Source organism: Paenibacillus sp. cl130 (genome assembly GCF_900116035.1).
GTDB classification, from domain to species: domain Bacteria; phylum Bacillota; class Bacilli; order Paenibacillales; family Paenibacillaceae; genus Paenibacillus; species Paenibacillus polymyxa_B.
The window spans coordinates 57091-81869 of the sequence record NZ_FOYG01000008.1; the positions used below are offsets into that span (position 1 = coordinate 57091).

The following is a 24779-nucleotide window of genomic DNA, read 5'->3' on the forward strand; positions in this document are numbered from 1 at the left end:
ATTTTTTTAAACATATAATTAGGTTATCTAATATAATTAATTACGCGTATCAACAAGCTGTTTATTTTATGATCAAGGAGTGTTCATTGATGAGTAAATTACGAACCAATCATACCGTTATACAGAAAGAAAATGTGGCTCTCCCTTATGCATGGATGACTGTAATCCTATGCTGGTCAGCGGTTGCCGTTATGTCCAGCCTGTATGTGACGATCCCTTTGGTCCCTCTTTTTGCTAAAGTGTTTGGAAAAACACTTGCTGAAGCAGCCCTGCCGGGCAGTATCTTTTCCTTAGGCTTTGCGGCAGGATGTCTTGTTTATGGTGGATTGTCTGACCGCTTTGGACGAAAGCAGGTTATCGTCACCGGACTGCTCGCATTAACGATTATTTCGTTATCCATCAGCTTAACCAGTCAATATTCTGTATTAGTTACACTGCGCTTGCTTCAGGGTTTAGCTGCGGCCACCTTTTCTCCCGTTGCTCTTGCATACGCTGTCGATATGTTCCCGACCGAAAAACGGGTAACGGCTATCGGCTTTATCAGCACCGGTTTTCTAGTAGCAGGTATCGCTGGTCAGGTATTTAGTATTGTCATTAGCGAGCAAATGGGGTGGAATACGGTATTTCGGATGCTAGGCATTTTGTATGCAATTACCTTCCTAATCGTCCTTTTTTTCCTGCCTAAAACCCCCTCCCCTCAACGAGGTGTTCGCATTTGGGCAGCTTTCAGTCAGTTGGGGACCGTTCTGCGCTCGTATCCTTTATGGTTAAGCTATACGGTTGCTTTTGTTCTCCTGATGTCCTTTGTGAGCATGTATACGGTTTTGGGTAGCTATCTTGGCGGCCCTGAATTTGGCCTGAATAGCCGACAGATGCTTTATGTCAGATCCGCTGGTATCATCGGCATGCTCCTTTCACCATTCGCCGGAAAGCTAGCCCAGAAATACGGTGTGCACCTTATATTACGTACAGCTCTTATTCTTTCCATTCTGAGTTTGGCGCTGATGGGAATGACACACTCTCTTATGACTATCGTGGTGTTGAGTGTATGCTTTGTCAGCGGCATTGCCCTGAGTGTTCCTTCACTCATAGCAATCGTCGGCCAGCTCGGCGGCGCAGCGAGGGCTATAGCTGTCTCACTATATACCTTCATCCTGTTTGCCGGTACAAGTCTAGCTCCTGTGCTTTCCATTCGCTTGATGGATAATGGCGGTAATCAGACGACTACATTTATGCTGCTGGCAGCTGTTCTGTTTCTAGGCTTTATCGCCTCCCTGCTCATTCGCAGCCACCAGAACGATCCGCTGAAGCGGAATGCATAGACAGCATCAAACTATAAACCAAACTTAAAAGCTACCTATAGCGCCACTGCGCAGTCGGATGGTGCTTCCCATCGCCACCGCTACGCTTGTACAGCACCATTCCGCCACTCCGTTTTCATGTTAATTTTTCGAGTTCGGCTTATATAGCATCCTGTTTTTATTAAAAAAACCTCCATATTCATCAGCCATGTTCACATGAATTAGTGTGAGATATGTCATTGTGTTTTCCTCGGAAACACGAACTTCTCTTTGGAGACATTCGCAGAATGAGTTACAATACAGATAAGCTATATATGGAGAACTTTTGAACAGGAGGCTGTACTGAGCTATGAAAATAACATCTATCGAGCCAACTCCCAGTCCGAACACCATGATGCTGCATCTGGATGAGCGACTGGAAGCGGGTATCCGCAGAACATATACACGGGACAATGAGCGTTCCGCTCCTCCATTTATCCGGCGCATGCTGGGCATTGAAGGGGTCAAAAGCGTGTTTCACACGACCGACTTTGTAGCCCTTGACCGCAAAGGGAATGCAGACTGGTCCACCATTTTGGGTCAAGTCCGGGATCGGCTAGGCGAGGAAGGCGCTGACGCCAATTGGGATTTGCCAGAGGAAACCTCTGGAGAAGCATTTGGCGAGGCACAGGTCTTTGTGCAATTTTTTCGCGGCATTCCTATGCAAATTCGAGTCAAGGCGGGGCAGCAGGAGGAACGAATTTCCTTGTCTGACCGCTTTGTGCAAGCCGTTACCCGTGTAGCGAGTGCAACGCTGATTAAGGAACGCAAGCTGAGTGATTACGGCGTCCGCTATGGTGAACTACCGGACATTGCACGCGAGGTCGAGCAGGAACTGGAAGCTGCCTTTCCGCAAGAGCGGCTGGAGCAGATTATCCAACAGGCGATTGCCCACGGCGCAAACAACAGCGAATTCGTGGAGGAACGCCGCGAGTGGAGCGATGCCGAGTTGGGGCAGGCCCTGCAGCACGAGGATTGGCGCACACGCTACGCTGCGCTGGATCGGCTGGAACCGACGCCCGAGCATTTGCCGCTTATCCGGCAAGCGCTGCATGACGACAAAATGCAGCTGCGGCGGCTGGGCGTCGTCTATCTGGGCGATATTCGCTCACCGGAGGCGATGGACCTGCTAGCCGAGGCACTGCGCGATCCTTCAGCGGCAGTACGCCGCACCGCAGGCGACACGTTGTCGGACATCGGCGACCCGGTCGCTACCAGCGCAATGATCGGAGCCCTGTCGGATAGCAGCAAGTTGGTGCGCTGGCGGGCGGCACGTTTTTTATACGAGGTTGGAACTGAGGATGCGCGTGATGCGCTGGAGAAGGCCGTCGATGATCCCGAATTCGAGGTTAGTCTACAGGCTAAAATGGCGCTGGAGCGCATCGAATCAGGCGAACAAGCCGCGGGAACAGTTTGGCAGCAGATGGCCAAGCGGAACTCTTAATTTAAGATTCTACGAGTGATTTTCAAAAAATTGTCGATTGTCAGAAGATGTACAGGTACGATATACTGTAGTTCGCTATACAATAAAATATCATGTCATACACCTCATCAACCCTGTTTTATGATGAGGTAGAGGTCGCGGATGTAATCAGTACACCGGAGGAGACGATAAGAGCCGTCTGAGATTCCAGTGGAAAGGTACACCCGCCGAAGTATGCGGAGCTGACTCTTTGTAAATACTCCGAATGCTGGGGCTGCTAACCGAAAGGAGCAGAACTGTCACACGCTGTCCTAACACAGACACGTGTGTTGAGCTATCTTGTTATAGAAGAAGGTATGGTGCGGAATGCATAGACAAGACCGCAGGCGTATTCCCTGCGGTTTTTTGATTTATATACTCCCCCTCCTTCTGGCTCTTGCCCTGACATGAAATACAATTTCATGAAGGAGTGTTTGAACGTGCAACACAAAGCAACACCTGACGCAACCTTGCGTAAAAGTCTCAAAGCCCGCCATATGACGATGATCGCCCTCGGCGGCTCTATCGGAACAGGTCTGTTCCTCGCCAGTGGAGGCGCGGTTGCCGAAGCTGGACCCGGTGGTGCCCTGCTGGCTTATGCAGCAGTTGGTCTCATGGTCTACTTCCTCATGACCAGCCTCGGTGAGTTGGCTACATTTATGCCTGAATCTGGCTCTTTTAACACCTATGCAGGTCGCTTCGTCGATCCGGCTTTTGGTTTCGCCATGGGCTGGAACTTCTGGTACAATTGGGCGGTGACGATTGCTGCCGAATTGGCAGCAGCGACCGTGCTCATCAAATACTGGTTCCCGGAAAGCCACTCTGCCTGGTGGAGTCTGTTATTCCTAGCCGTAATCTTCGCGCTGAACGCGTTGACCGTCAAAGGCTACGGTGAGTCTGAATACTGGTTCGCCATGATTAAAATTGTGACCGTCGTCATCTTTTTGACTGTAGGTGTGCTGATGATCTTTGGCATTATGGGTGGCCCTGCGATCGGCTTTGCCAACTTCACGGTAGGAGACGCCCCGTTCCATGGCGGATTCTTTGCTGTACTGGGCGTATTCATGGCAGCGGGCTTTTCCTTTCAGGGAACGGAGCTGATTGGGGTAGCCGCTGGAGAGAGCGAAAATCCGCGTGAAAATGTGCCGCGCGCCATCCGTCAAATCTTTTGGCGCATCCTGTTCTTTTATATTCTGGCGATTCTCGTGATTGGATTGATCATTCCGTACACCAATCCGAATCTGCTGCGGGGAGATATCAGTGACATCGGGGTCAGCCCGTTCACGCTCGTATTTGAAAAAGCAGGGCTTGCGATTGCTGCTTCTGTTATGAACGCCGTTATTTTGACTTCCGTATTGTCGGCAGGTAACTCGGGTATGTACGCGGCAACTCGGGTACTGTACGCTTTGGCACGGGAAGGTAAAGCCCCGCGTTTCCTCGGACATATCAATAGACGCGGCATTCCTATGAACGCGCTTCTGATCACGACCGCTGTCGGTATGCTGGCCTTTCTCGCCTCTCTGTATGGAGACGGTGTAGTCTATAACTGGCTGCTGAATGCCTCCGGAATGTGTGGATTTATTACGTGGGTCGGGATTGCGGTCAGCCATTATCGTTTCCGCCGTGCCTTTACTGCACAGGGTCACAGTCTAAGTGAGCTGCCATACAAAGCCCGCTGGTTCCCGTTTGGGCCGTTGTTCGCCTTCGCTCTGTGTATCATTGTCATTATCGGGCAAGGGGCGGATGCCTTCACCGGACAGGAGATTGACTGGAAAACGATGATCGCTACGTACATGAGTGTGCCGCTGTTCCTTCTGCTGTGGCTCGGCTACAAATGGACCAAACGTACTAAAATCGTTCCGTTAAAAGAATGTGATTTGAGTCCAGATGCTTCTTCGGATAAATAATAGAAAACAGTAAAAAAAAGCCCGTCTCCACATATCAGGAAAAACACGCTGGTAAACCTGGTCCAAGACCGTTTATCCGCATTTTCACCTGTATATGCCCGGAGACGGGCTTTTTCTGTTTATTTGGAGGAAGGTTCCAATGAAGCTGACAAAGACATGGATAAGGCACGACGACTAAAAATACCGTATATAACAGCAATCAGCGTCAGCACTGCAGAAAACAAGTACAAATTAACGATGCCCAGATGATCTGCAATCCAGCCCATTAACAGCAGCGATATACAAAAGGTCAAACTTGTCAGTGTGGCCTGGGCAGACAGCACCTTGGGCAAATCATGTACGGACACACTCATTTGCATCATCGTACGGCGGGATACGACGGACATTTCCGCAGGTAGTCCCATCAACAACACGATAAGCAGTGTCAGCGGCGGTAATGTGTTCAGTGCATACCACGCTGTCAGCAGCCCGTAGCCTACCATCCCCGCCAGCATGGCGGGCAGCAGTCTGCGCTGCAAATGCTTGACGCAGGCGAGGACAACGATGCCGCCGCCAATCGCTCCTGCAAAATACGCTGCATTGATGTATCCCCACCATGCCTCACTCTTGTGCAAAACCTGCTGAGCGAAAGCAAGCGTGAACGCGCCTACCCAAACCGAACCCCCTAGAAGGTCAATCATATCCATAAAAATAAGAGCTTTCAGTCTGCGACTGGCTCCGATGAGGCTCCAGCCTTCACGGAGTATTTCCTTTTTACGTTTGGGAGGTAGTGCGGTGCTCTCTGATTCCGGGCCATACAGTGTATCTTCCAACCGTGCAGGAGGCAAGTCATGATGCCCTTGCCCGGACTCAGTACCAGTTTCGGAAACTGAGACATCTCCACCTCGCACCCTTGTTCCAGGTTGCAGCAAATAATGGGCTTTGCCCTCTAGTGGATCTCGAATCAGACTGGTGAAGATCATTGCTACCATATACAGCCCGCCGGCCACCAGTAGTGTTTTTTCTGAGCCTAGCATGGCTACGAGCACACCACTAAGCCCCCACCCCGCTAATTGCACCGTCTGATCGCTGACCGATACCAGACTGTTTGCCCGCATGAGTCCTTCCCCAGACGCAAGGCGGGGAATCAGCGCATTACGCGCAGGCGTGGTCCATCCGTCCAGAAAGGACATGGCTGCCACCAACGTAAACACCATCACCCATATCGGCTCCGTACCCGCTGACCACAAGTGGCCCAGCAGAACAGCAAAGAAAGCCAATTGCCCGAACTGAGAAACGAATAAAATAAAAGGAAGCTGGAATCGGACCAAAATGAGCGGTGCTAAAAAGCCGCTGATCATCTGTGCCCCCATTCGCAGCAACGGGACGAGTACCGAAGAGAAGATCGAGTCCGTTTCATGAAAAACCAGAGACACAAGTGCCATAATGTAAAGAATGTCGGCCGCATTGGACATAGTCTGCGTGCCAAGCAAGTAGGTAAAGGAACGCTTGTGCATATAAATAGAATACTCCTTTGTTAATGTAGCTTTTTACAGCAAGATGATTAGGTCCATTTCAGGGTTACACGAAGATTGCCGGTACTTCCTAGATCCGTAATCTGATAGGAAATGGATTTTAAACCGAGTTGATATAAGGATTGTAAATCCTCCTTGAGACTTCGCTCCGTTCCCTGATAGGCAAAGGTAAGTGTCGTCCCTCCCTTATTTACAATCTTACGCACCTGTTCCTTAATGTCGGCGGATGTTTTAACCAGACCCTTGCCGTCTTGCAGCGGATATTCGAGGGTATTGTACAGTTTTTGATACACAGCAGCCTTTGATCCTCCGGTAGCTACCAGTGCTGATAAGGTTTCCCGATACGATGTATTCGCCTGAGGATACGGCTTAACCCATGAGTGATCCCGTCGCATTTCGGTATCCGTCAACAGATAATATGAAGTGCTTACCTCGTTCGCGCGATCCGGGGTTGGATCATCCCATGTCGTATCCATGTGATACCATCGACCATCTAATAAAACAAGATTCCAGGCATGCAGCTGGCCCCCTGCTCTTCCTTCCACAATCCGGTTCGTAATGCCTGCACGTTCCAGCATTTTATAGGCCAGCAGTGAATAACCCTGACAGACTGTGCTTCCCGTTTTCAGGCCATCATAGGCTGTGTACTTTTGTTGTGATTCATCATACTTCAGGCGAACGACAATCCAATCATGAATGGCCTTTACCTTCTCATGATCCGTCATTCCCTTCGTAATAATATCCCCCAGCACTGCTTTAACTGTGCTATCCACATATGCTGTCTGTTCCTTCGTCTCCCGGTAGCTTAGACGAATCGTAACCTGAGCGGAGGTCGTTGTGCCTGTATAGCTGAATGCGTAGCTTTTGATCGTATAATTCACATACGGATCGCTCTCCATGGCCTGTTGGATGGCCGTCTGTAATTGTTGCTTGAGACCGTTCACTCGCCCTTGATATGTAAAGGTCAGCGTTTCACTCCGCGTAGCCATTGCCTGTAAAAGCTTGTTCTGAAGCTGCTGCGATGATACGGATGGAGCCGGCTTGGTCGATGCCGCATACACATTGCTACCCCACTCCACAGCCTGCGGCAGCAACACAGCCAGCGCTGCACCCGCAACCAGACATTTTACAAGCCTAACCCCGATTTTTCTGTTCATACAGAGCGTTCCTGCCCTTCTTAGCATAGTTGTAAACAGCTATATCTTACCATAAAAACAGTTGCCCCAAACGCTCTAGTTTTGTCGGTTGCAGACGAGTAAGGGTGCAGTTCAAGACAGGTTGTGACATTATACACGCCTATATAATAGATGGGACAACGAGCAGACTTGTCGTTCGCAGAGAGTTTTATCACAGCAATCTAGGTTTCCTCATGATATGGTACTGGCATCGGAAGTAAATGATATTGATTCTCATTCTAGATCAGAAAGGCTGAGCACCATGCCAGAATGTATCTCACTCCTTCGTACACCATTAGGTCAAACTGTGCGTTTGCAATCTCTTGCCCCTCTTCATCCCTCATTGCGCCGCCGCTTAACAGATATGGGTATCAACGAAGGTTCCATCATACGATTAAAGAAAATCAGTTTATTGGGCGGTCCTATCGTCATTGAATGCAACGGCCAGCTGGTTGGCCTCCGTCAAAATCAAGTGAAGCAACTGGAGGTTGTTCCAACATGGACATGATCGCTCTATTCGGTAATCCCAACACAGGAAAAACCTCATTATTCAACAAGCTGACTCGTACGTATGCAGAAGTAGGAAACTGGTCCGGCGTCACAGTGGAAAAGAAAACAGGAATCCTGCGTGATAAGTCTGCCGTATTGGTGGATTTGCCGGGCGCCTACTCTTTACTCCCTCTTTCGCTGGATGAAGGTGTCGCAACCCGATATTTGCTGGAAGAACCTCCTACGGCCCTGATCAACATCGTGGATGCCTCCCAGCTCCAGCGCAATCTCTATCTGACCGTACAACTACTGGAGTATGGACGTCCGATTGTACTTGGCTTAAACATGACTGACGTAGCCGATGCCACGGGTCTTCGCGTAAACAAGGAATTGTTAGCCGATCAGTTGAACGTTCCCATCATTCCTATGGTGGCGCGTACAGGCAGTGGAAGTAAGCAAATGCTCGCTTCTCTTCGGGAGGTAAGACGTACATCCAATGCTTTTCAATTGGACTACGGCCCTGCCGTTGAAGCTGCTATTACCGATATTTGCGACTTGCTGCCAAATGCACCTGTGCCGCAACTGCGGTGGGCCGCACTGCAATGTCTGGAAGGTAATCCTGTCGTCATGGAATGGATGACGAATGAGGTACAGCGTGAACAAGTAACTGTGCGCATCCACCGTTGCGAGGAAGAACTTCTCGGTGAAGGCCATGCCATCATCCCTGCTCAGCATATTCGTTCTGTACGAACAGCATGGATTGCTGATCTGTGCACCAAGGCACTCGACACCTCCAAACTCAGACCGCACAGCTTGACGGATAGGCTGGATGCACTATTAACTCACCGATATCTGGGGGTTCCGATCTTTTTGCTGCTGATGTACGCTACCTTCAAGTTCACCTTCGATTGGGCGGGTACGATCCTTTCAGATATGCTGGATGGATTTTTTTCAGGGACACTCAGCACTTGGATTTCTGAGTTACTCGTTCACTTGAACGCGTCCGCTTTTACACAAAGTCTAGTCGTGGACGGCATCGTGGCTGGAGTCGGGGGTGTGCTTGTTTTTCTGCCTCAAATTGCTATTTTATTTCTGATAATTTCAGTGATCGAAGACTCCGGGTATATGGCACGGGTCACGATACTAATGGATCGCCTGATGCAATCCGTTGGCTTGAACGGGAAAAGCTTCATTCCCTTCATCATCGGATTTGGCTGCAATGTCCCTGCGATTATGGCGGCACGCACCATTGAACAGCCCAGAGAACGTCTCATTACAACATTGTTGGTGCCCTTTATGTCGTGTTCGGCCCGCCTGCCGGTATATGCGTTGTTTGCGGGTGTGTTTTTCCCAACACATGCGGCAAGCATCATCATGCTGATGTATGTGTTAGGAATCATCGTTTCACTTATACTTGCCAAAATTTTTTCCAAAGTATCCATTTTGTCGGGTGAGCCCTCCCTCTTCATCGTGGAACTTCCTCCCTATCGAGTGCCGCAGGCTCTTACACTATTCCGCAGCACATGGGAGAAGGTCAAAGGCTTCGTCCGTAAAGCTGGAACAATTATTCTTGCAGGTTCCGTTGGCATCTGGCTCTTGTCCAATTTCGGTCCGCAGGGCTTCGGGGCAGACATGGATGACAGCCTGCTTGCCACCGTTGGAGGTTGGTTCGCTCCATTACTGGCACCTCTCGGTTTTGGCACCTGGCAAGCAGGTGCTTCCCTGCTCACAGGCTTTATGGCCAAGGAAGTTGTCGTATCAACGATGAATATTATTTACCACGTTCCTGATATGCAGGGACTTGAACTACAGGTCAGACAGGCCTTTACACCGCTTGCCTCTTTTAGCTTTATGGTGTTCATTCTGTTGTATGTTCCGTGTCTGGCTACGGTAGCGGTCATTCGTAAAGAAACCCTTTCGTGGCGTTGGACCGCATTTTCTGTGATCTATCCTTTGACCGTCGCATATATCATCGCCGTCTTGATCTATCAATGTGGCAGATTATTAGGTTGGGGTTAAGTCAGGCCCTACAGTAAATAAAAGGAAGTGGATTCCATGATCAATATCATCATTTTATTGGCGATCCTCGGTTATAGTGCGTGGGTGCTGGTACGATTTTTGCGAAAAAGCCGTCAAGGCGCCTGTGCGGGGTGTTCGTCGAGCAAGTCATGTCCTGGCTGTGCCGGGAGTTCTATGAATGAAGATCATGCGAAAATCGAGAAAAGTATTTAATTCAAACTCATCATCACATGAAAAAAAAAGCGGCTCCGGGGGTTTCTTACACCCGAAGCCGCTTTTCATTTACGCTCAAAACTCACCGTATTCACCGATATACTGCCAAATGCTCACTTAGCTCTCGCGTATGCAGGTAAACTTCACGGTACAGTTCGTATAGACCTTCATACCGTGCCACATGTTCCGGGTTTGGCGAATATCTCGCTGCTTCACGCAAAAAAGCTTCAGCACACGCTTGCAGAGATTCAAACCAGCCACTACCATAAGCAGCCAGCATGGCCGCCCCCAAGGCAGGTCCCTGCTCGCTTTCCAGCTTGATGATATCCGCGTTAAAAATATCTGCCTGCATTTGCAGCCATGCTTCATTACGTGCACCGCCACCGATGGAAATGACTTCGTTCACCGTTTTGCCCGTTCCTCTGAGAATATCAATGGATTCCTTGAGCGAAAACGTAATTCCCTCCAGTACCGCCCGTGTAAAATGCGCAAGCTTATGCCCCGCATCCATCCCGATAAAGCTGCCTCGAATGGTTGCATCTGGATGAGGTGTACGTTCGCCGACGATATAAGGCGTGAACAGCAGCCCTTGGCTGCCCGGCTCAATAGAGTTCACATCTGCCAACAGTGCATCAAAAGAATGCCCTGGTGCAAAGGTATCCTTAAACCAGGTCAAGCTGTATCCGGCCGCGAGCGTAACCCCCATAATATAATAAGCATCCTGCTCACTATGATTAAAAAAATGCGCCCGCCCCTGCACATCAATATCCTTGCGTTCCTCATAAGAAAGTACAACCCCTGAGGTGCCGATGCTGCACAGGGTGCGGCCTTCGCTCAAAATGTCGGCGCCAATCGCGCCACATGCGTTGTCCGCACCACCTGCAAAGACCTTCGTTTCAGGCGAAAGCCCGCTCTGCTCCGCAATCTCCGGCAGTAGCGTACCCGTCTGATCAAAGGATTCCACTAGCGGCGGGAACAGCGACAACGGTAGGTCAAACGCGGCAGCGATCTCTTCGCTCCACTGCTTGTTCGCAATATCCAGCAGCAGCGTGCCCGCCGCATCCGAATACTCCGTCGCCAGCTCTCCTGTCAGACAGTAGCGCACATAATCCTTGGGCAGCATAAAATGTGCCGCACGGGCCAGCACGTCTGGCTCATGCTCCTGCACCCACAGCAGCTTGGGCAGCGTGAAGCCTTCCAGCGCGCGATTACGTGCGATGTTCAGCAGCTCCGATCCGAGCTTTTCTTCAATACGACGGCATTGTGCTGTTGTACGCGTGTCATTCCACAGAATAGCCGGACGAAGCACTTGGCCTTCCTTGTCAGTCAGCACAAGCCCGTGCATCTGTCCCGAAAAGCTAATACCGTCCACGGCATCTGTGCCGCCGATTCCGGCCTTCTCCACAAGCTGTTTCAGTGATGCTAACGTGCCACTGACCCAGTCCTCAGGGTGCTGTTCGCTATACCCCGCCTTCGGCTGATGGAGCGGATAAGACTGGGAGGTTTCATAAGACACCTGCCCCTTGCGGTTAACCAGCACCGTTTTGACCGCGCTGGTACCCAAATCTACGCCGATGACATAGCGTTCCTGCTCCTGATTTAGCTTCTCCTGCATTAGAGTTCCTCCTTCCCTGTTATCGTACTGCCCTTATTAGTTCTGGCATTAGTCAGCCAAAATGTATTGATTTAATGTTGCTTTCAGATATTCCTGACGACCAGATACGTTTTTACGTGGTGTTTCGTTTGCCAGAGCATATTCAGCCAGAGAAGCAAGCGTTGCTTTTCCGGATACGATGTCTGCTCCAATACCTTCTTTAAAGCTGCTATAGCGCTTCTCAATAAAGTCTTCAAACACACGATCTTCGATCAGTTTGGCGGCTACCTTCAGTCCCTTCGCATACGTATCCATACCTGCGATGTGCGCAAGGAACAAGTCTTCTGGCTCAAATGATGCTCTGCGCACCTTGGCATCAAAGTTGATACCGCCACGGCCCAAGCCTTCATTTTGCAGCACTTCATACATGGTCAGTGTGGCATCATACAGATCAACCGGGAATTCGTCCGTATCCCAGCCCAGCAGCAAATCTCCCTGATTTGCATCCAGTGATCCCAGCATGCCGTTAATCCGTGCTACACGTACTTCATGATCAAAAGTATGCCCCGCCAAAGTTGCATGATTAGCTTCCAGATTAAGCTTGAAATGCTGATCCAGATCATATTTTTGCAGGAAGGCAATCGTCGTCGCCGCATCAAAATCATACTGATGCTTCGTTGGCTCCTTCGGTTTTGGCTCAATCAGGAACTGAGCGTCAAAGCCGATTTCACGCGCATAGTCTACGGCCATATGGAACATTCGTCCCAAATTGTCCTGCTCCAGCTTCAAATCCGTGTTCAGCAGTGTTTCGTAGCCTTCACGGCCTCCCCAGAAAACATAGTTATCCGCGCCCAGACGTTTGCCCACTTCCAACCCTTTTTTAATCTGAGCAGCTGCGTGTGCGTATACATCTGCATTGCAAGTCGAGGCAGCTCCATGCAAATAACGTGGATGGCTAAACATGTTCGCCGTGTTCCACAGCAGTTTTTTCCCCGTAGCTTTCATATGTTCCTCAATCAGATCCACGATGGTATCCAGATTGCTGTAAAATTCCTTCAATGACGCGCCTTCTGGTGCAATATCCACATCGTGGAAAGCAAAATAAGGTAAATTCAGCTTATCCAGCAGCTCAAAGGCAGCTTCCACACGTGCCTTCGCCAAATCCAGCCCGGTAAACTTAGACCATGGACGTTCCGCTGTTTCTACACCAAAAGGATCGGAGCCGCCTGCAACCAGTGTATGCCAATAGGCCATGCTAAAACGCAAATGCTCCTCCATCGTTTTTCCCGCTACAATTTCCTGTGGATTATAAAATTTGAACGCAAAAGGATTGTCGGATTGCTTGCCCTCAAAGTTAATTTTAGATACCTGTTCGAAATAAGCCATTATAAGTTCCTCCTTTATAGTAAACGTTTACAAAAACGATTCTAGCACAGCTAAAAGACTTTGTCTATTGCTTAAACTAAGTTTGTTTTTATGATATAATATCAGGAATTACACCAACAGGAAGTGAATTAACATGAATGTCACTGGCGATCAGGCGCTTGTCAAAAAGCTGAATAAATCCATTGTGCTGGAGCGTATTCGCCTTCATGCTCCGCTATCCCGCGCACAGTTATCCAGTCAAACTGGATTAAACAAGGCCACCGTTTCCAATCTGGTGGCAGAGCTCATCACCGATGGACTTGTGTATGAGACGGGATTAGGGGAATCCAGCGGCGGGCGTAAGCCTTTGATGCTACTGTTCAACAGCCGTGCAGGCTTTGTACTCGGTATTGAGGTGAGTGTACAGTACATCAAGGGCGCTCTGACCGATCTGGCAGGTACCATTGAAACAGAGCTTACCTTTTCCCTAACCCAGCATGATCCTGCCTTTATCATGGAACAGATTCGAAAGCTCGTTCAGGAGCTCATGCAGGTCACTCCTCCCTCCCCTCATGGTATCGTCGGCATTGGGCTGGGGGTACCGGGTATGGTGGATGAAACCGGAACCGTTTTGTTCGCACCCAATCTGGGCTGGGAAGAGGTTCCACTGCGGCGGCAGCTTGAGGCTGAGCTAGGTTTGCCCGTCGTAGTGGATAACGAAGCCAACGTCGGCGCACAGGGCGAGTTGTACTATGGTATGGACGGTGATCACCGACAGCTGGTGCGGGATCTGGTCTACATCAGTGCAGGGTCCGGGATCGGGGCCGGGATTATCATTGACGGCAAGCCGTATCAAGGAGCTTGGGGGTACGCCGGAGAGACGGGTCATATGACCATTGATTGGAACGGACGGCTCTGCTCCTGCGGTAGTCGCGGCTGCTGGGAGCTCTATGCTTCGGAGAAGGCGTACGTAGCATCCACATTGAAACTGCCTGCACATAATACAGCGGAATTACTGCCGTTTGCTCAGCAAGGTGAAGCGAGTACATTAAGCGTCCTTAGTGATATTGGGCGATATTTGGGTGTGGGTATTACCAACATTGTGAACAGCCTCAACCCCGGAATGCTTATCATCGGCGGTCCACTGGCGGAAGCCAGACCTTGGTTGGAGCAAAGTATGCGTGAAGTGATTGACGAACGTGCCCTGCCCTATCACCGTCGGCAACTACAGATTCGTTTCTCCACGCTTGGCAGCCGTTCGACGATGCTAGGTGCCGCCTATGCAGCAACCGCTCCTTTTCTCGGGCGTGTGCGCGTATCTTTATAAGAAAAAAAGCGTACGGGAACACTCAAGTTCCTGTACGCCCACTTTTCTCGGGATTTTGCAAAATCCTCTTCTTACAACCCGTTATTGGAGATAACATCCTTATACCAGTAGAAACTCTTTTTTCGTTTTCTTTCAAGTGTCCCATTACCGTCATTGTCTTTGTCCACATATATAAATCCGTATCTTTTTTCCATTTCAGATGAGGAATAACTGACCAAGTCGATCGCTCCCCAGCTGGTGTAGCCCATGAGTTCAACCCCGTCTAGAATCGCTTCATGCATTTGTTCAAAATGTGCACGGAAGTAATCAATACGGTAATCATCCTGAATACTACCATCTTCCTCCACCTTGTCGTATGCCCCCAAACCATTTTCTACAATGAACAATGGTACTTCATAGCGGCTGTACAGCTCATTCAGAGAGAGTCTCAAGCCGACCGGGTCAACCTGCCAGCCCCAATCACTCGTTTCCAGATAAGGATTTTTAACGCCGCCAATCGTATTCCCACTGACTTTTTCCATGCCTTCACTATCCGCACTAGCAACCAACGACATATAGTAACTAAAGGAAATGAAATCCACCGGATGCGTCTTCAAAATTTCATCGTCACCCTCGAGCTTTTCAATCACGATTTCCTTTTCACGGAAGAAGCGTTTCATATAATGGGGATACGCTCCACGAACCTGTACATCCGTGAAAAAATAGTTGAACTGATTATCTTTAAACGCTGCCAGAATATCCTGTGGATTACAGGTGTGCGGATACGTCGTTAGCCGGGTTAACATACAGCCGATTTTAGAATCTGGAATGATTTCGTGACAGTATTTTACGGCTAGAGCACTAGCTATAAATTGATGATGCAAACCCTGATAAACCGCTAGCTCTACATTTTCAAAGCGCTCCGGTAAAATACCACCGCTCGTAAACGGATGGCGCACGATACTATCTATTTCATTAAAAGTGATCCAGTGCTTTACTTTATTTTGGTATCTTTTAAATACAGTCTTACAAAAATGGATAAAGAAATCTACAACTTTCCGTTGGGTCCAGCCTCCGTAATGGTTTACAAGATACATTGGCATTTCGTAATGGGACAGGGTGACAAGTGGCTCTATCCCGTTTTTATGCATTTCATCAAACAGCCGATCATAAAATTGCAGTCCAGCCTCGTTGGGCTTGTCCTCATCTCCGTTGGGAAAAATACGCGTCCAAGCAATAGAAACTCGTAACGTTTTAAATCCCATTTCACCAAACAATGCTAAATCTTCGGGATAGCGGTGATAAAAATCAATTCCCTGACGTTTGGGATAATCATGATCTGACGTGTCCTGCATCGCCTTTTGGATATGTTCCTCAGTCATTGAATTGTGTTTTTTATAATCAGCTTTGCTCACATTCTTTTTGTAAATAGCCATATCTGCTGTAGATATCCCTTTACCATCGACATTCCAGGCGCCCTCCACCTGATTTGCGGCTACCGCACCTCCCCATAAAAAACCTTTCGGAAATGTTCTTTTTATTTCTGTCATCTCTAGCTCCTCCTCTTTAATTTCTGCTTATGACTCGTTTTAAGTGAATGATCAGATACATGAGTTCTTCATCCGGGATCAAAAGTTCGAATTTGGCTTCAATATATTGTTGAATCGATAATGCACACTTCTCTTCTTCAGGATACTTGTTCACAATTTGGCTCATTAATTCTGGATCTTGAGAATCTAACATTTTATGCTCAAGTAATCTCTGAACAAAAAATTGAAGGTGCGTTAGAAAACGCGAATAGTTGATGCTGTGGGTATCCAGTTCGATTTGGTAATGCAGTTTAATGATGTTCAAAATGTCTTTGACCGTATTGGTCATCAATAAAACCTGGTTCATATTGTTATCGGTTTGTTGAGCATTAACCAAATGAAAGGCGATATTCGCCGCTTCCTCTTCAGGCAGTTCTAGACCGATACGCTTTTCAATCAAGGAGAGCGCATACAAGCCAATACCGAACTCTTCCGGATAAAACTTTTTGACCTCCCACAGCATCCGATTCTGAATCTTCATATTTTCTTTAAATCGTTTGGTTGCCATATACAGATGGTCTGTCAGGGATACATATAAATGCTCGTTCAAGTGACTGGATAGTGTATTTTTGGCATAAGATATGATTTCGTCTGCCAGAATCAAATACTCTTTGGGTGTTTCCTTCATTAGCGCTGTCAGATCGGAAGACATGCTTTCATTTTCAAGAACATATATCTTTTCAATCTCGTTCTCATCGACGAAGTCACCAGGTTTGCTTTTAAAGCCGATCCCTTTCCCCATCACGATAATTTCTTTGTGATCCTCACGTTTGGCAAGAACAATACTCGTATTGAGAACTTTAATTACTTTCATATCCAACGACATCTCACTTTCCAGGCTTGATTCCCCCAACAAACACACTGTTAAAGTACAGTAATTAGAGGCTTCTCCGGCCCTGTCTTTTCTGAACTTTCATGACCCATGATTTCCAGATAGTCCGCCGTGTTGGTCACAATAATCGGAGTTATCGTATCATACCCCGCCCTTTGTATGGCTTCAAGTTCAAATTCAATCAGAAGTTGCCCATGCTTAATTTCGTCCCCTTCCTGTACATGCACAGTAAAATGCTGGCCTTTCAGCTTAATGGTATCCAAACCGATGTGAATGAGCAGTTCTACGCCTTCAACTGATTTTAAGGCTATGGAATGCTTGGTGCGGAATACATTTGCTACGATGCCGTCAAAAGGTGCGACCACTTTTCCGCTACTTGGTTGAATAGCCATCCCTTTACCCATTGCTTCCTGAGAGAATGCTTCATCTTTGACCTGCTGTAAGGGAATTACGGTGCCCTCCATAGGTGCGAAAATAACGGTTTTAGATTTGAAGCTTTTACTTATACTTTGTGCTTTAGCAGGCTCGGGACGAGCTTCTTTTTTAGCCGGTTCGGTAACCGTATCTTGAAAGCCGATCATATAAACTGCAATAAACGTCACAATGATCGAAATAGCCATCGTAATAAGCGCATATACCAGGTTAGAGTGATCTTCACTGATAAACATCGGCAGTGATGCAAAACCTGGACCCACAGCTGCATAAGCTTTTAAATTCATAAGACCTGCAAACAATCCGGCAACCCCGGCTCCAATCATACAGGCGAACAGTGTTTTTTTCAGGCGTAAATGTACGCCATACAAAGCGGGTTCCGTAATGCCGAATACCCCTGAAATACCTGCGGACAAAGCAATTTGTTTGAACTTGGGATCTTTCGTTTTCAGCGAGACGGCAAATGCACCCGCGCCTTGGGCCATATTGGAAGCCAACATGGCAACCAGTACCAATGTTTCATATCCTGGTGAAGCCAGCGCAGCAAAAATAATAGGATAGAATACTTTGTGCATGCCGAACATGACGATTAGCGGCATCACGATAGACATCAATACGACTGTAAGCCAGCCGATTCGTTCCTGAATCCAGAATACACCGTTGGACATACCTAAGCCCAAATACGTACCTAGAGGTCCTAAGGCAATGAGAGAAACAGGTGCGACAATCAGAATGACGATTAATGGTTTTAGAAATATTTTCACAGGTCCGGGAGAGATTTTATCAGCAAATTTCTCAATATATGACATGAGCCATATGGTCAAAATAATAGGAATAACGGAGGTAGCGTATTGTACCGATGCTACGGGCAAGCCTGCAAATGTGACAGCTTTCTCACCTCCTAGCAAACTGATTAAGTTCGGATGAAGTAGCACACCCCCTAGGAGTACGGATACGAATGGATTAGTCTTGAATTTCTGCGCGCTGGAGAAAGCCAGCAGCATAGGCAGAAAATAAAATGCCGCATCCGAGATTACACTTAGGATCATATACGTTTGGCTTTCCTTGCTCATGATTCCGGTTACTGTGCATAGCAAGAGCAGTGCTTTTAACATCCCTGATGCAGCAATGGCCGGAATAATGGGCTGGAAAATACCTGCAATCATGCTCGCAAAACTATTGAACAATCCCTTAAAGCTTCGATCCATCTTCACTTTTTCGGCTTCATCGGAAGACGATTGATTCGGGTCCAGCAATTTGACTAGCTCATTGTAGACATAGCCTACATCATTTCCTATAATGACCTGATATTGTCCACCGCTATTCACGGCTCCCATAACTCCGTCCAAAGCTTTAATTTCATCTGTTTGTGCCAATTCCGGCTTACGAAGCGTCATCCGTAATCGAGTAGAGCAATGAATAACACTGTTAATATTATCGTTCCCGCCCACTTTGTTAAAAATGGCTTGTGCGATATCTTTGTAATTCATGAGTTACACCTACCTTCTTAAAATAAGGAACAAAAAAAGACCTAAAAAGGGTAGGGAAAAATATCCTACCCAATCTAGGTCTTGCCTGCCGAACAGTAACACGCCTTTATTGGATATTGTGCTATTTAGTTAATTAGAAGTCATAATTGATGGTGCATTGATGAATTGTTACATAGAAGCAACCCGGGTTTTAAGCGCTTACAATTAAAATATAGCACCTATTATCTACAGATGCAATACTTTTCGACAAAATTCTCTCTTTGTAAAAAGAAGTAAAAAGACCTCCATCGCAGCTGTAACTGCAATGGGGGCCTTATTTAAACCATATAACGATCATAGGACCGTCATCTGCTGTTAGGTTGGATTAAGCGTTCAACACTTTTTCAAACTTGGTTTTGTTCATACCGGAAATACGTTCTTCCCCGATCAAAGTCAATGGAACGGCACGAATGCCCATATCCCAAACCTCTTGAGCAAAAGCTTCATTGGTTTCAATGTTGCGTTCTTCGTACTCCACGCCTTTTTCACTCAAATAGCTTTTTACTTGACGGCAATGCGGGCAGTTTGTAGATGTGTATACAATTGCTTTTTCCATGAATATCACCTCATCATTTATTTTGTTACATCATATTTATTCAACCTTGCGAAGATCATTACAGGGCCAGTGCGCTGTGCTCCAAGCTTTCGATGTATTTCTCGCTGTCCATAGCAGCCATGCAGCCACTACCTGCTGCGGTAATTGCTTGTCTGTAGCGTGTATCCTGTACGTCGCCACAAGCGAATACGCCTGGCACGTTTGTTTCAGAAGTCCCCGGATTTACGACGATATAACCGTTGGCATCCGTTGTAATTTGCCCCTCGAGGAAGCCTGTATTCGGATGATGACCAATCGCCACGAATACGCCGCTAACTGTAATGGTCTCCTCTTCGCCTGTTGCATTATTCAGCACTTTCAAGCCAGTGACTCCGTTCTCGTCAGCGATCACTTCTACAGGAGTACGATTAAGCGCCCATTCAATTTTGTTGTTCGCACGAGCACGATCCTGCATAATTTTGGAGGCGCGCATTTCTTCACGACGATGCACCAACGTTACTTTGGAGGCAAAACGAGTCAGGAAATTGGCTTCTTCCAATGCAGAGTCTCCACCGCCGATGACAACAATTTCTTTGCCACGGAAAAAGAAGCCGTCGCATGTTGCACAAGTGCTTACGCCACGTCCGATATTATCCTGTTCACCGGGAATACCCAGATATTTGGCAGTCGCCCCTGTGGAAATAATCAGTGTATCGGTAACCAGTTCACCCAAACCTTCTACATCCAATGTAAATGGACGAGCAGTTGTGTCTACCTTGTTTACCCAACCTGTGCGGAATTCAGCGCCAAAACGCTCTGCTTGCTTACGCATATTATCCATCAAATCGGGCCCCATGATTCCTTCAGGAAAACCTGGGAAATTTTCGACTTCCGTAGTCGTGGTTAATTGTCCGCCTGGCTGTGGTCCTTCGATCACCAGTGGGCTCATGTTAGCGCGTGCCAGATAAATTGCAGCGGTCAAACCGGCAGGGCCGGTACCTATAATAATGGACTTGTACATATCTTGGTTCCTCCTAAAATATCATAAGTATTATATAACGAGTTTTCGGTACCGGGCGCTGGGCAGCTGCATATACTCTAAAAGTAATTCCACCAGAAGCTTATCCCAAAATGTGGACACCCGGATATTGCAAAAACGAATCACTTGTTTTGTAGGTTCTTATGACTTAGACTGATTCTAAATCCTAATTTCATTATGCGGAAATAGCTGTAAACAGTCAAATGAAGTTTTCATGAAGCGAAGCTTAAAGATAAATCAGGTATGGAGGGATTATCCCGATTATGAATGACGTTTTTGTAGGTAGCTTTATTTCTGCCCTGTCCACTGGACTCGGCGCCGTGCCCATACTATTTATGCGTAATATCACGCATCGGCTTCGCGATGTTTTGTTGGCTTATGCCGCAGGAATTATGACCTCTGCATCCGTGTATAACCTCATTCCCGAAGCGATCCAGCATTCCAATTGGTTCGTGCTGACTGCGGGAATCCTGCTCGGCTGTCTCGTATTACTGGTGATGGAAATGTATATTCCCCATGCGGATTTGGAGGACCCGGACTCCAAGACCTTTCATCTGGAGTCCAAATCTTTTCTCATTATCGCAGCTATTACATTGCACAATTTGCCAGAAGGGCTTTCCGTGGGAGTCAGCTATGCAAGTGAGACTCACAATCTCGGCAATCTGATCGCCTTCTCTATCGGCCTGCAAAATGCCCCGGAAGGCTTTATCGTAGCACTATTCCTTGTGAATCAAAACATCGGCCGTTTCAAGGCATTGGGCATTGCTACCCTCACTGGAGCCGTGGAAATCATAACGAGTCTGATCGGCTTTTATTTGAGCAGCTGGGTGAACGGACTGGTACCTTATGGGCTTGCTTTTGCCGCTGGAGCCATGATGTTTATCGTCTACAAGGAACTGATTCCCGAGAGTCACGGGGATGGCAATCAGCGGATCGCCACATTCTCTTTTATTCTCGGCTTAATTACGATGATTGGGCTAACCGAATGGCTATAGCCGAGCAACACAAAAAGGCTGCCTTCTGCCTGTAATCCAGACAGATAAGCAGCCTTTTTGGCATGTTCAAATAGAGATACCTCATTTTTTTTGGTTCATGGAGCGCAGTGCTTCACGGTACTGCTCGTCCTCACTTTTGTGAGTCTCCTTCTCTCCATTGGATATTTGGGAACGTCCATCCTTTTCTTCGTCTTTTCCAGCAAAACCACGTAAAGCCGCACGATAATCCTGATCTCCGTAAGCATCTTTGATGTTCTCGCGATCCTTTTCTACCTTCTTATCCGTCTGGATATCCGGCATATTGTGATGCTCCTCGGCATGATGTTCTTCGACGTCGAGATTTTTATGCTGCATCTCTCGCGTATGATCTGTCAATTCACGCACCTCGGGTTCCACCTGCACAGGATAAGGACGTTTGCTTCTTTGCCGTGTATCCTCTTCGATGGGGTGAGTCTTGGGAGAGGACTTGCGCGTCATCTTCGTATTAAATACCAGCAAAAAAATAAAGGCAACCGCAGCTACTACGATAAAAGCAATGGTCATCGGCGGCCTCCTATTCTCTTTCAGCGCTACGGTACCGTCTCGCTATCTCAGCGACCCGTTTGCCCAAAGAGCGACCTAGTGCAAGATCATCACCCGTTGGAAGATTAGGCGGTCCATTGGGGTCTGTCTCCACCGGACATGTTATCCCTACGCCGTAATAGGAGCCGTATAACGCATTTTCCGTAATATTAGCTGGCAGTCCTACAACAATCATGCCTTGATGAAGCATCGGAGTAATCAAATTCAGAAGTGTGGATTCTAATCCACCATGAACAGTAGCGGTTGTGCAAAACACAGCGCCGATTTTATCCACCAGCTTGCCCTGTGCCCACAGATACCCCAGCTTATCAATCCAGCTTTTCAGACCGCTACTAATGGTACCAAAATGGCCCGGGCAACCCCATATGATCGCGTCCACATTCACTAGCTCGTTCACATCGGCCTCGTTCACATGCTTTAGCAACACTTCCGTGTGCTCAAGGCGCGCGCCTTCTGCGATGGAGCGAGCGAGACGTTCGGTATGCTCATTTTCACTGTCATATACAATCATGATTCTGGTCGTCATTATGCGCATCATCCTTTGTCAGCAAAATCATCCTTTTCGCATGCGCTCTTAACCTTGCCCAAAATCCATCTGAATATTATGAATCGTTTGACGCATACTTTGAAAATCCAAGAACTAGGGAGGCATGTTACACATGAATTCACGCGCCATATTAGTCAACCTGCTAGTTATTATCATTATTCTGGCAGGAGGTGGAGCCGCCGCCTATTACTATAATCAATCCGCCAACTACATAAAAACCGATAATGCCCAAGTGAGCGGACAAGCGGTTACCGTTGCCTCTCCAAGCGCGGGCAAGCTCACAGGCTGGAATGCTGAAGTTGGTAAAACCTACACCGCTGGAAGCACGCTTGGGAATGTAGAAGGAGGCGGAAGTCGAATTAGCGTTACGATTCCAACCGATGGTACCATCGTGCAGCAATCTGCGGTCAATAACTCGATTGTTGGGGCAGGCACGCCTTTAGCGAAGGCTTTTGATCTAAACAATTTATGGATTACCGCCAATATAGACGAAACGGCTGTACAGGATCTTCAAGTAGGACAGACCGTAGATGTATATATTGATGCTTACCCGGATACGTCCCTGAGCGGTAAACTCGAAAAGATCGGTCTGGCGACCGCATCAACTTTTTCACTACTGCCCACTTCTAACACCACTGCCAACTATACCAAGGTGACACAGGTCGTGCCTGTCAACATTTCCATTCAAGGTTATAAAGGGCTGGGTATTATCCCGGGAATGAGTGCGACCATCAGAGTTCACAAGTAGGAGGCTGTCATGGATCAAAAAATGTCCGTCGGACGTATTCTGTCCGTGCTGCTGCTAGGCGCCTTCATTTCGATTTTGAATCAAACGCTGCTTAACGTGGCCATTCCACACTTGATGAATGATTTCAATGTATCTGCAACGACCGTTCAATGGCTATCCACCGGATATATGCTAACCAACGGGATTTTGATTCCAATCACCGCTTTTCTGATTGAGTCATTCGGAACACGTGCGCTGTTCATATCCGCGATGGGGTTATTTACTGCCGGGTCTGTCGTCTGTGCTGCCAGTACCGGCTTTGCGCCTATGCTGGTTGGACGCGTTATCCAGGCCAGCGGAGCGGGCATCATCATGCCTGTGGTCATGAACGTGTTCCTGACTGTGTTTCCTCCGGAAAAACGGGGCGCTGCCATGGGTACCATGGGGATCGCCATGATGTTTGCCCCGGCGATTGGACCGACTTTATCTGGCTGGATTGTGGAGCATTACAGCTGGCGGCTGCTATTTTTGCTGGTTATTCCGCTGGCGATCATTGATATTCTGTTCGCCATACGCTGGCTCAAAAATGTATCCAAGCTAACAAAACCGAACTTTGACCTGTTGGGAACCATCTTTTCCACCCTTGGTTTTGGCTTTCTGCTGTATGGCTTTAGTTCAGCTGGAGACAAAGGCTGGAGTAGCAATACGGTAATACTTACACTCGCTGCCGGGATTGTGTTTATTGTAATGTTTATCGTACGTGAGCTGAACATGATACAACCGATGCTGGAGTTCCGTGTGTTTAAATATGATATTTTCACTGTATCGACCTTAGTCGGGGCTACCGTGAACATGACAATGTTCGGCGGGATGCTGCTGCTGCCGATCTATTTGCAAAATATACGCGGCTTTACACCGCTGCAATCCGGTCTGCTGCTGTTGCCGGGTGCACTGCTGATGGGTGTGATGTCACCGATATCAGGGGCAGTATTTGACCGTATCGGCGCGAGGCCGTTGGCGATCATTGGACTGATCATTACGGCAGTCACGACATGGGAATTCAGTCTGCTGACCGATGCCACCACCTACGGACATATTATGATCATCTATACGATTCGCAGCTTCGGAATGTCATTGCTGATGATGTCCGTCCAGACGGAAGGGCTAAACCAGCTACCTGCCCATCTCGGTAGCCACGGTACAGCCATGTCCAACACAGTACGGCAAATCGCTGGGTCTATCGGTACCGCTTGGCTCATTACTGTAATGAGCAGCCGGACCACGATTCATGTAGCGGATTATGCGAATGTCGCTACCACCGCCAATGTTCCTTTAACCGAAGGAGTAGCACAGTTGGGACAAACCCTCGCGCAAACAGCGGGCGTTTCAACAGAAAGTGGTTCAGCGTTGGCGCTACAACAGGTGTACCGCAGTGCCGTTACGGAATCGACGATCCATGGCATTAATGATGCCTTCATCATTGCTACAGGGATTGCACTTGCAGGGCTATTGTTTTCCTTGTTCTTGCGACGGTCTACACCGCGACGAAGATAGACGTACAGCGTTAGCGAACTAGAGGTATGAGATG

The 24779-nt window shown here is 48.0% G+C and carries 21 protein-coding genes and 1 riboswitch; of the genes, 10 read left to right on the forward strand and 11 right to left on the reverse strand.

Annotation, left to right across the window (positions count from 1 at the left end):
• The first annotated feature begins 89 nt into the window (after positions 1–89).
• From BM358_RS20465 to BM358_RS20475, 3 genes are all read left to right on the forward strand, one after another.
• Positions 90–1322, forward strand: coding sequence for an MFS transporter (locus tag BM358_RS20465; protein ID WP_028541834.1), 1233 nt, complete (start codon positions 90–92; stop codon positions 1320–1322).
• 328 nt (positions 1323–1650) lie between these two features.
• Positions 1651–2784 carry a virulence factor gene (locus BM358_RS20470; RefSeq protein WP_023990304.1) on the forward strand — a complete coding sequence of 378 codons (1134 nt, stop codon included), beginning with the start codon at positions 1651–1653 and terminating at the stop codon, positions 2782–2784.
• Between the two features lie 121 nt (positions 2785–2905).
• Positions 2906–3108: riboswitch (Lysine riboswitch) on the forward strand.
• Between the two features lie 134 nt (positions 3109–3242).
• Positions 3243–4709 (forward strand): amino acid permease, encoded by a 1467-nt coding sequence (locus BM358_RS20475; RefSeq protein WP_023990305.1) that lies wholly within the window; start codon positions 3243–3245, stop codon positions 4707–4709.
• A 119-nt stretch (positions 4710–4828) separates the two neighbouring features.
• Here the strand turns inward: BM358_RS20475 and BM358_RS20480 are convergent, their stop codons facing one another.
• Positions 4829–6205: an MFS transporter gene (locus BM358_RS20480; protein ID WP_028541833.1), complete on the reverse strand. Its 1377-nt coding sequence runs from the start codon at positions 6203–6205 to the stop codon at positions 4829–4831.
• A gap of 47 nt (positions 6206–6252) precedes the next feature.
• Positions 6253–7380, reverse strand: coding sequence for a transglutaminase domain-containing protein (locus tag BM358_RS20485; RefSeq protein ID WP_028541832.1), 1128 nt, complete (start codon positions 7378–7380; stop codon positions 6253–6255).
• A gap of 280 nt (positions 7381–7660) precedes the next feature.
• Between BM358_RS20485 and BM358_RS20490 the strand changes: the two genes are divergently transcribed.
• From BM358_RS20490 to BM358_RS20500, 3 genes are read left to right on the forward strand one after another with little or no spacing between them, the layout of a single operon-like run.
• Positions 7661–7906, forward strand: a complete 246-nt coding sequence (locus tag BM358_RS20490) for a FeoA family protein (RefSeq protein WP_016820309.1) — start codon at positions 7661–7663, stop codon at positions 7904–7906.
• A complete protein-coding gene (feoB, locus tag BM358_RS20495) occupies positions 7897–9906 on the forward strand; it encodes a ferrous iron transport protein B (protein WP_028541831.1) in 2010 nt (669 codons plus the stop codon). Before BM358_RS20490 ends, feoB begins: the two co-directional genes overlap by 10 nt.
• Positions 9907–9942: 36 nt before the next feature.
• Positions 9943–10119, forward strand: a complete 177-nt coding sequence (locus BM358_RS20500) for a FeoB-associated Cys-rich membrane protein (RefSeq protein WP_023990309.1) — start codon at positions 9943–9945, stop codon at positions 10117–10119.
• Positions 10120–10210: 91 nt separating this feature from the next.
• Here the strand turns inward: BM358_RS20500 and xylB are convergent, their stop codons facing one another.
• A complete protein-coding gene (xylB, locus tag BM358_RS20505) occupies positions 10211–11734 on the reverse strand; it encodes a xylulokinase (protein WP_028541830.1) in 1524 nt (507 codons plus the stop codon).
• A gap of 48 nt (positions 11735–11782) precedes the next feature.
• A complete protein-coding gene (xylA, locus tag BM358_RS20510; protein ID WP_013311966.1) occupies positions 11783–13099 on the reverse strand; it encodes a xylose isomerase in 1317 nt (438 codons plus the stop codon).
• Between the two features lie 133 nt (positions 13100–13232).
• On the opposite strand from xylA, the gene BM358_RS20515 reads away from it, so the two are divergent.
• Positions 13233–14405, forward strand: a complete 1173-nt coding sequence (locus BM358_RS20515) for an ROK family transcriptional regulator (RefSeq protein WP_028541829.1) — start codon at positions 13233–13235, stop codon at positions 14403–14405.
• A gap of 71 nt (positions 14406–14476) precedes the next feature.
• Here the strand turns inward: BM358_RS20515 and BM358_RS20520 are convergent, their stop codons facing one another.
• The 5 genes from BM358_RS20520 to trxB form a co-directional block, all read right to left on the reverse strand.
• The gene (locus BM358_RS20520; protein WP_023990313.1) at positions 14477–15934 is read right to left on the reverse strand and encodes a glycoside hydrolase family 1 protein; all 1458 of its coding nucleotides are present in this window, start codon (positions 15932–15934) and stop codon (positions 14477–14479) included.
• A 16-nt stretch (positions 15935–15950) separates the two neighbouring features.
• The gene (licT, locus tag BM358_RS20525) at positions 15951–16787 is read right to left on the reverse strand and encodes a BglG family transcription antiterminator LicT (protein ID WP_028541828.1); all 837 of its coding nucleotides are present in this window, start codon (positions 16785–16787) and stop codon (positions 15951–15953) included.
• Positions 16788–16837: 50 nt separating this feature from the next.
• Positions 16838–18727 carry a beta-glucoside-specific PTS transporter subunit IIABC gene (locus BM358_RS20530; RefSeq protein WP_028541827.1) on the reverse strand — a complete coding sequence of 630 codons (1890 nt, stop codon included), beginning with the start codon at positions 18725–18727 and terminating at the stop codon, positions 16838–16840.
• 364 nt (positions 18728–19091) lie between these two features.
• The gene (locus tag BM358_RS20535; RefSeq protein WP_007432162.1) at positions 19092–19322 is read right to left on the reverse strand and encodes a glutaredoxin family protein; all 231 of its coding nucleotides are present in this window, start codon (positions 19320–19322) and stop codon (positions 19092–19094) included.
• 58 nt (positions 19323–19380) lie between these two features.
• On the reverse strand, positions 19381–20322 hold the full coding sequence (gene trxB / locus BM358_RS20540) for a thioredoxin-disulfide reductase (RefSeq protein ID WP_028541826.1): 942 nt from the start codon (positions 20320–20322) through the stop codon (positions 19381–19383).
• A 281-nt stretch (positions 20323–20603) separates the two neighbouring features.
• Between trxB and BM358_RS20545 the strand changes: the two genes are divergently transcribed.
• Positions 20604–21335, forward strand: a complete 732-nt coding sequence (locus BM358_RS20545; protein ID WP_023990317.1) for a ZIP family metal transporter — start codon at positions 20604–20606, stop codon at positions 21333–21335.
• An 81-nt stretch (positions 21336–21416) separates the two neighbouring features.
• On the opposite strand, the gene BM358_RS20550 is transcribed toward BM358_RS20545, so the two are convergent.
• A complete protein-coding gene (locus tag BM358_RS20550) occupies positions 21417–21878 on the reverse strand; it encodes a hypothetical protein (protein WP_028541825.1) in 462 nt (153 codons plus the stop codon).
• A gap of 10 nt (positions 21879–21888) precedes the next feature.
• Entirely contained in the window at positions 21889–22443 is a 555-nt protein-coding gene (locus BM358_RS20555; RefSeq protein ID WP_028541824.1) for an NAD(P)H-dependent oxidoreductase, read from the reverse strand.
• 133 nt (positions 22444–22576) lie between these two features.
• On the opposite strand from BM358_RS20555, the gene BM358_RS20560 reads away from it, so the two are divergent.
• Both BM358_RS20560 and BM358_RS20565 read left to right on the forward strand, forming a co-directional pair.
• A complete protein-coding gene (locus BM358_RS20560; RefSeq protein WP_028541823.1) occupies positions 22577–23212 on the forward strand; it encodes an HlyD family efflux transporter periplasmic adaptor subunit in 636 nt (211 codons plus the stop codon).
• A 9-nt stretch (positions 23213–23221) separates the two neighbouring features.
• Positions 23222–24745 (forward strand): DHA2 family efflux MFS transporter permease subunit, encoded by a 1524-nt coding sequence (locus BM358_RS20565; RefSeq protein WP_023990320.1) that lies wholly within the window; start codon positions 23222–23224, stop codon positions 24743–24745.
• Positions 24746–24779: the final 34 nt, after the last annotated feature.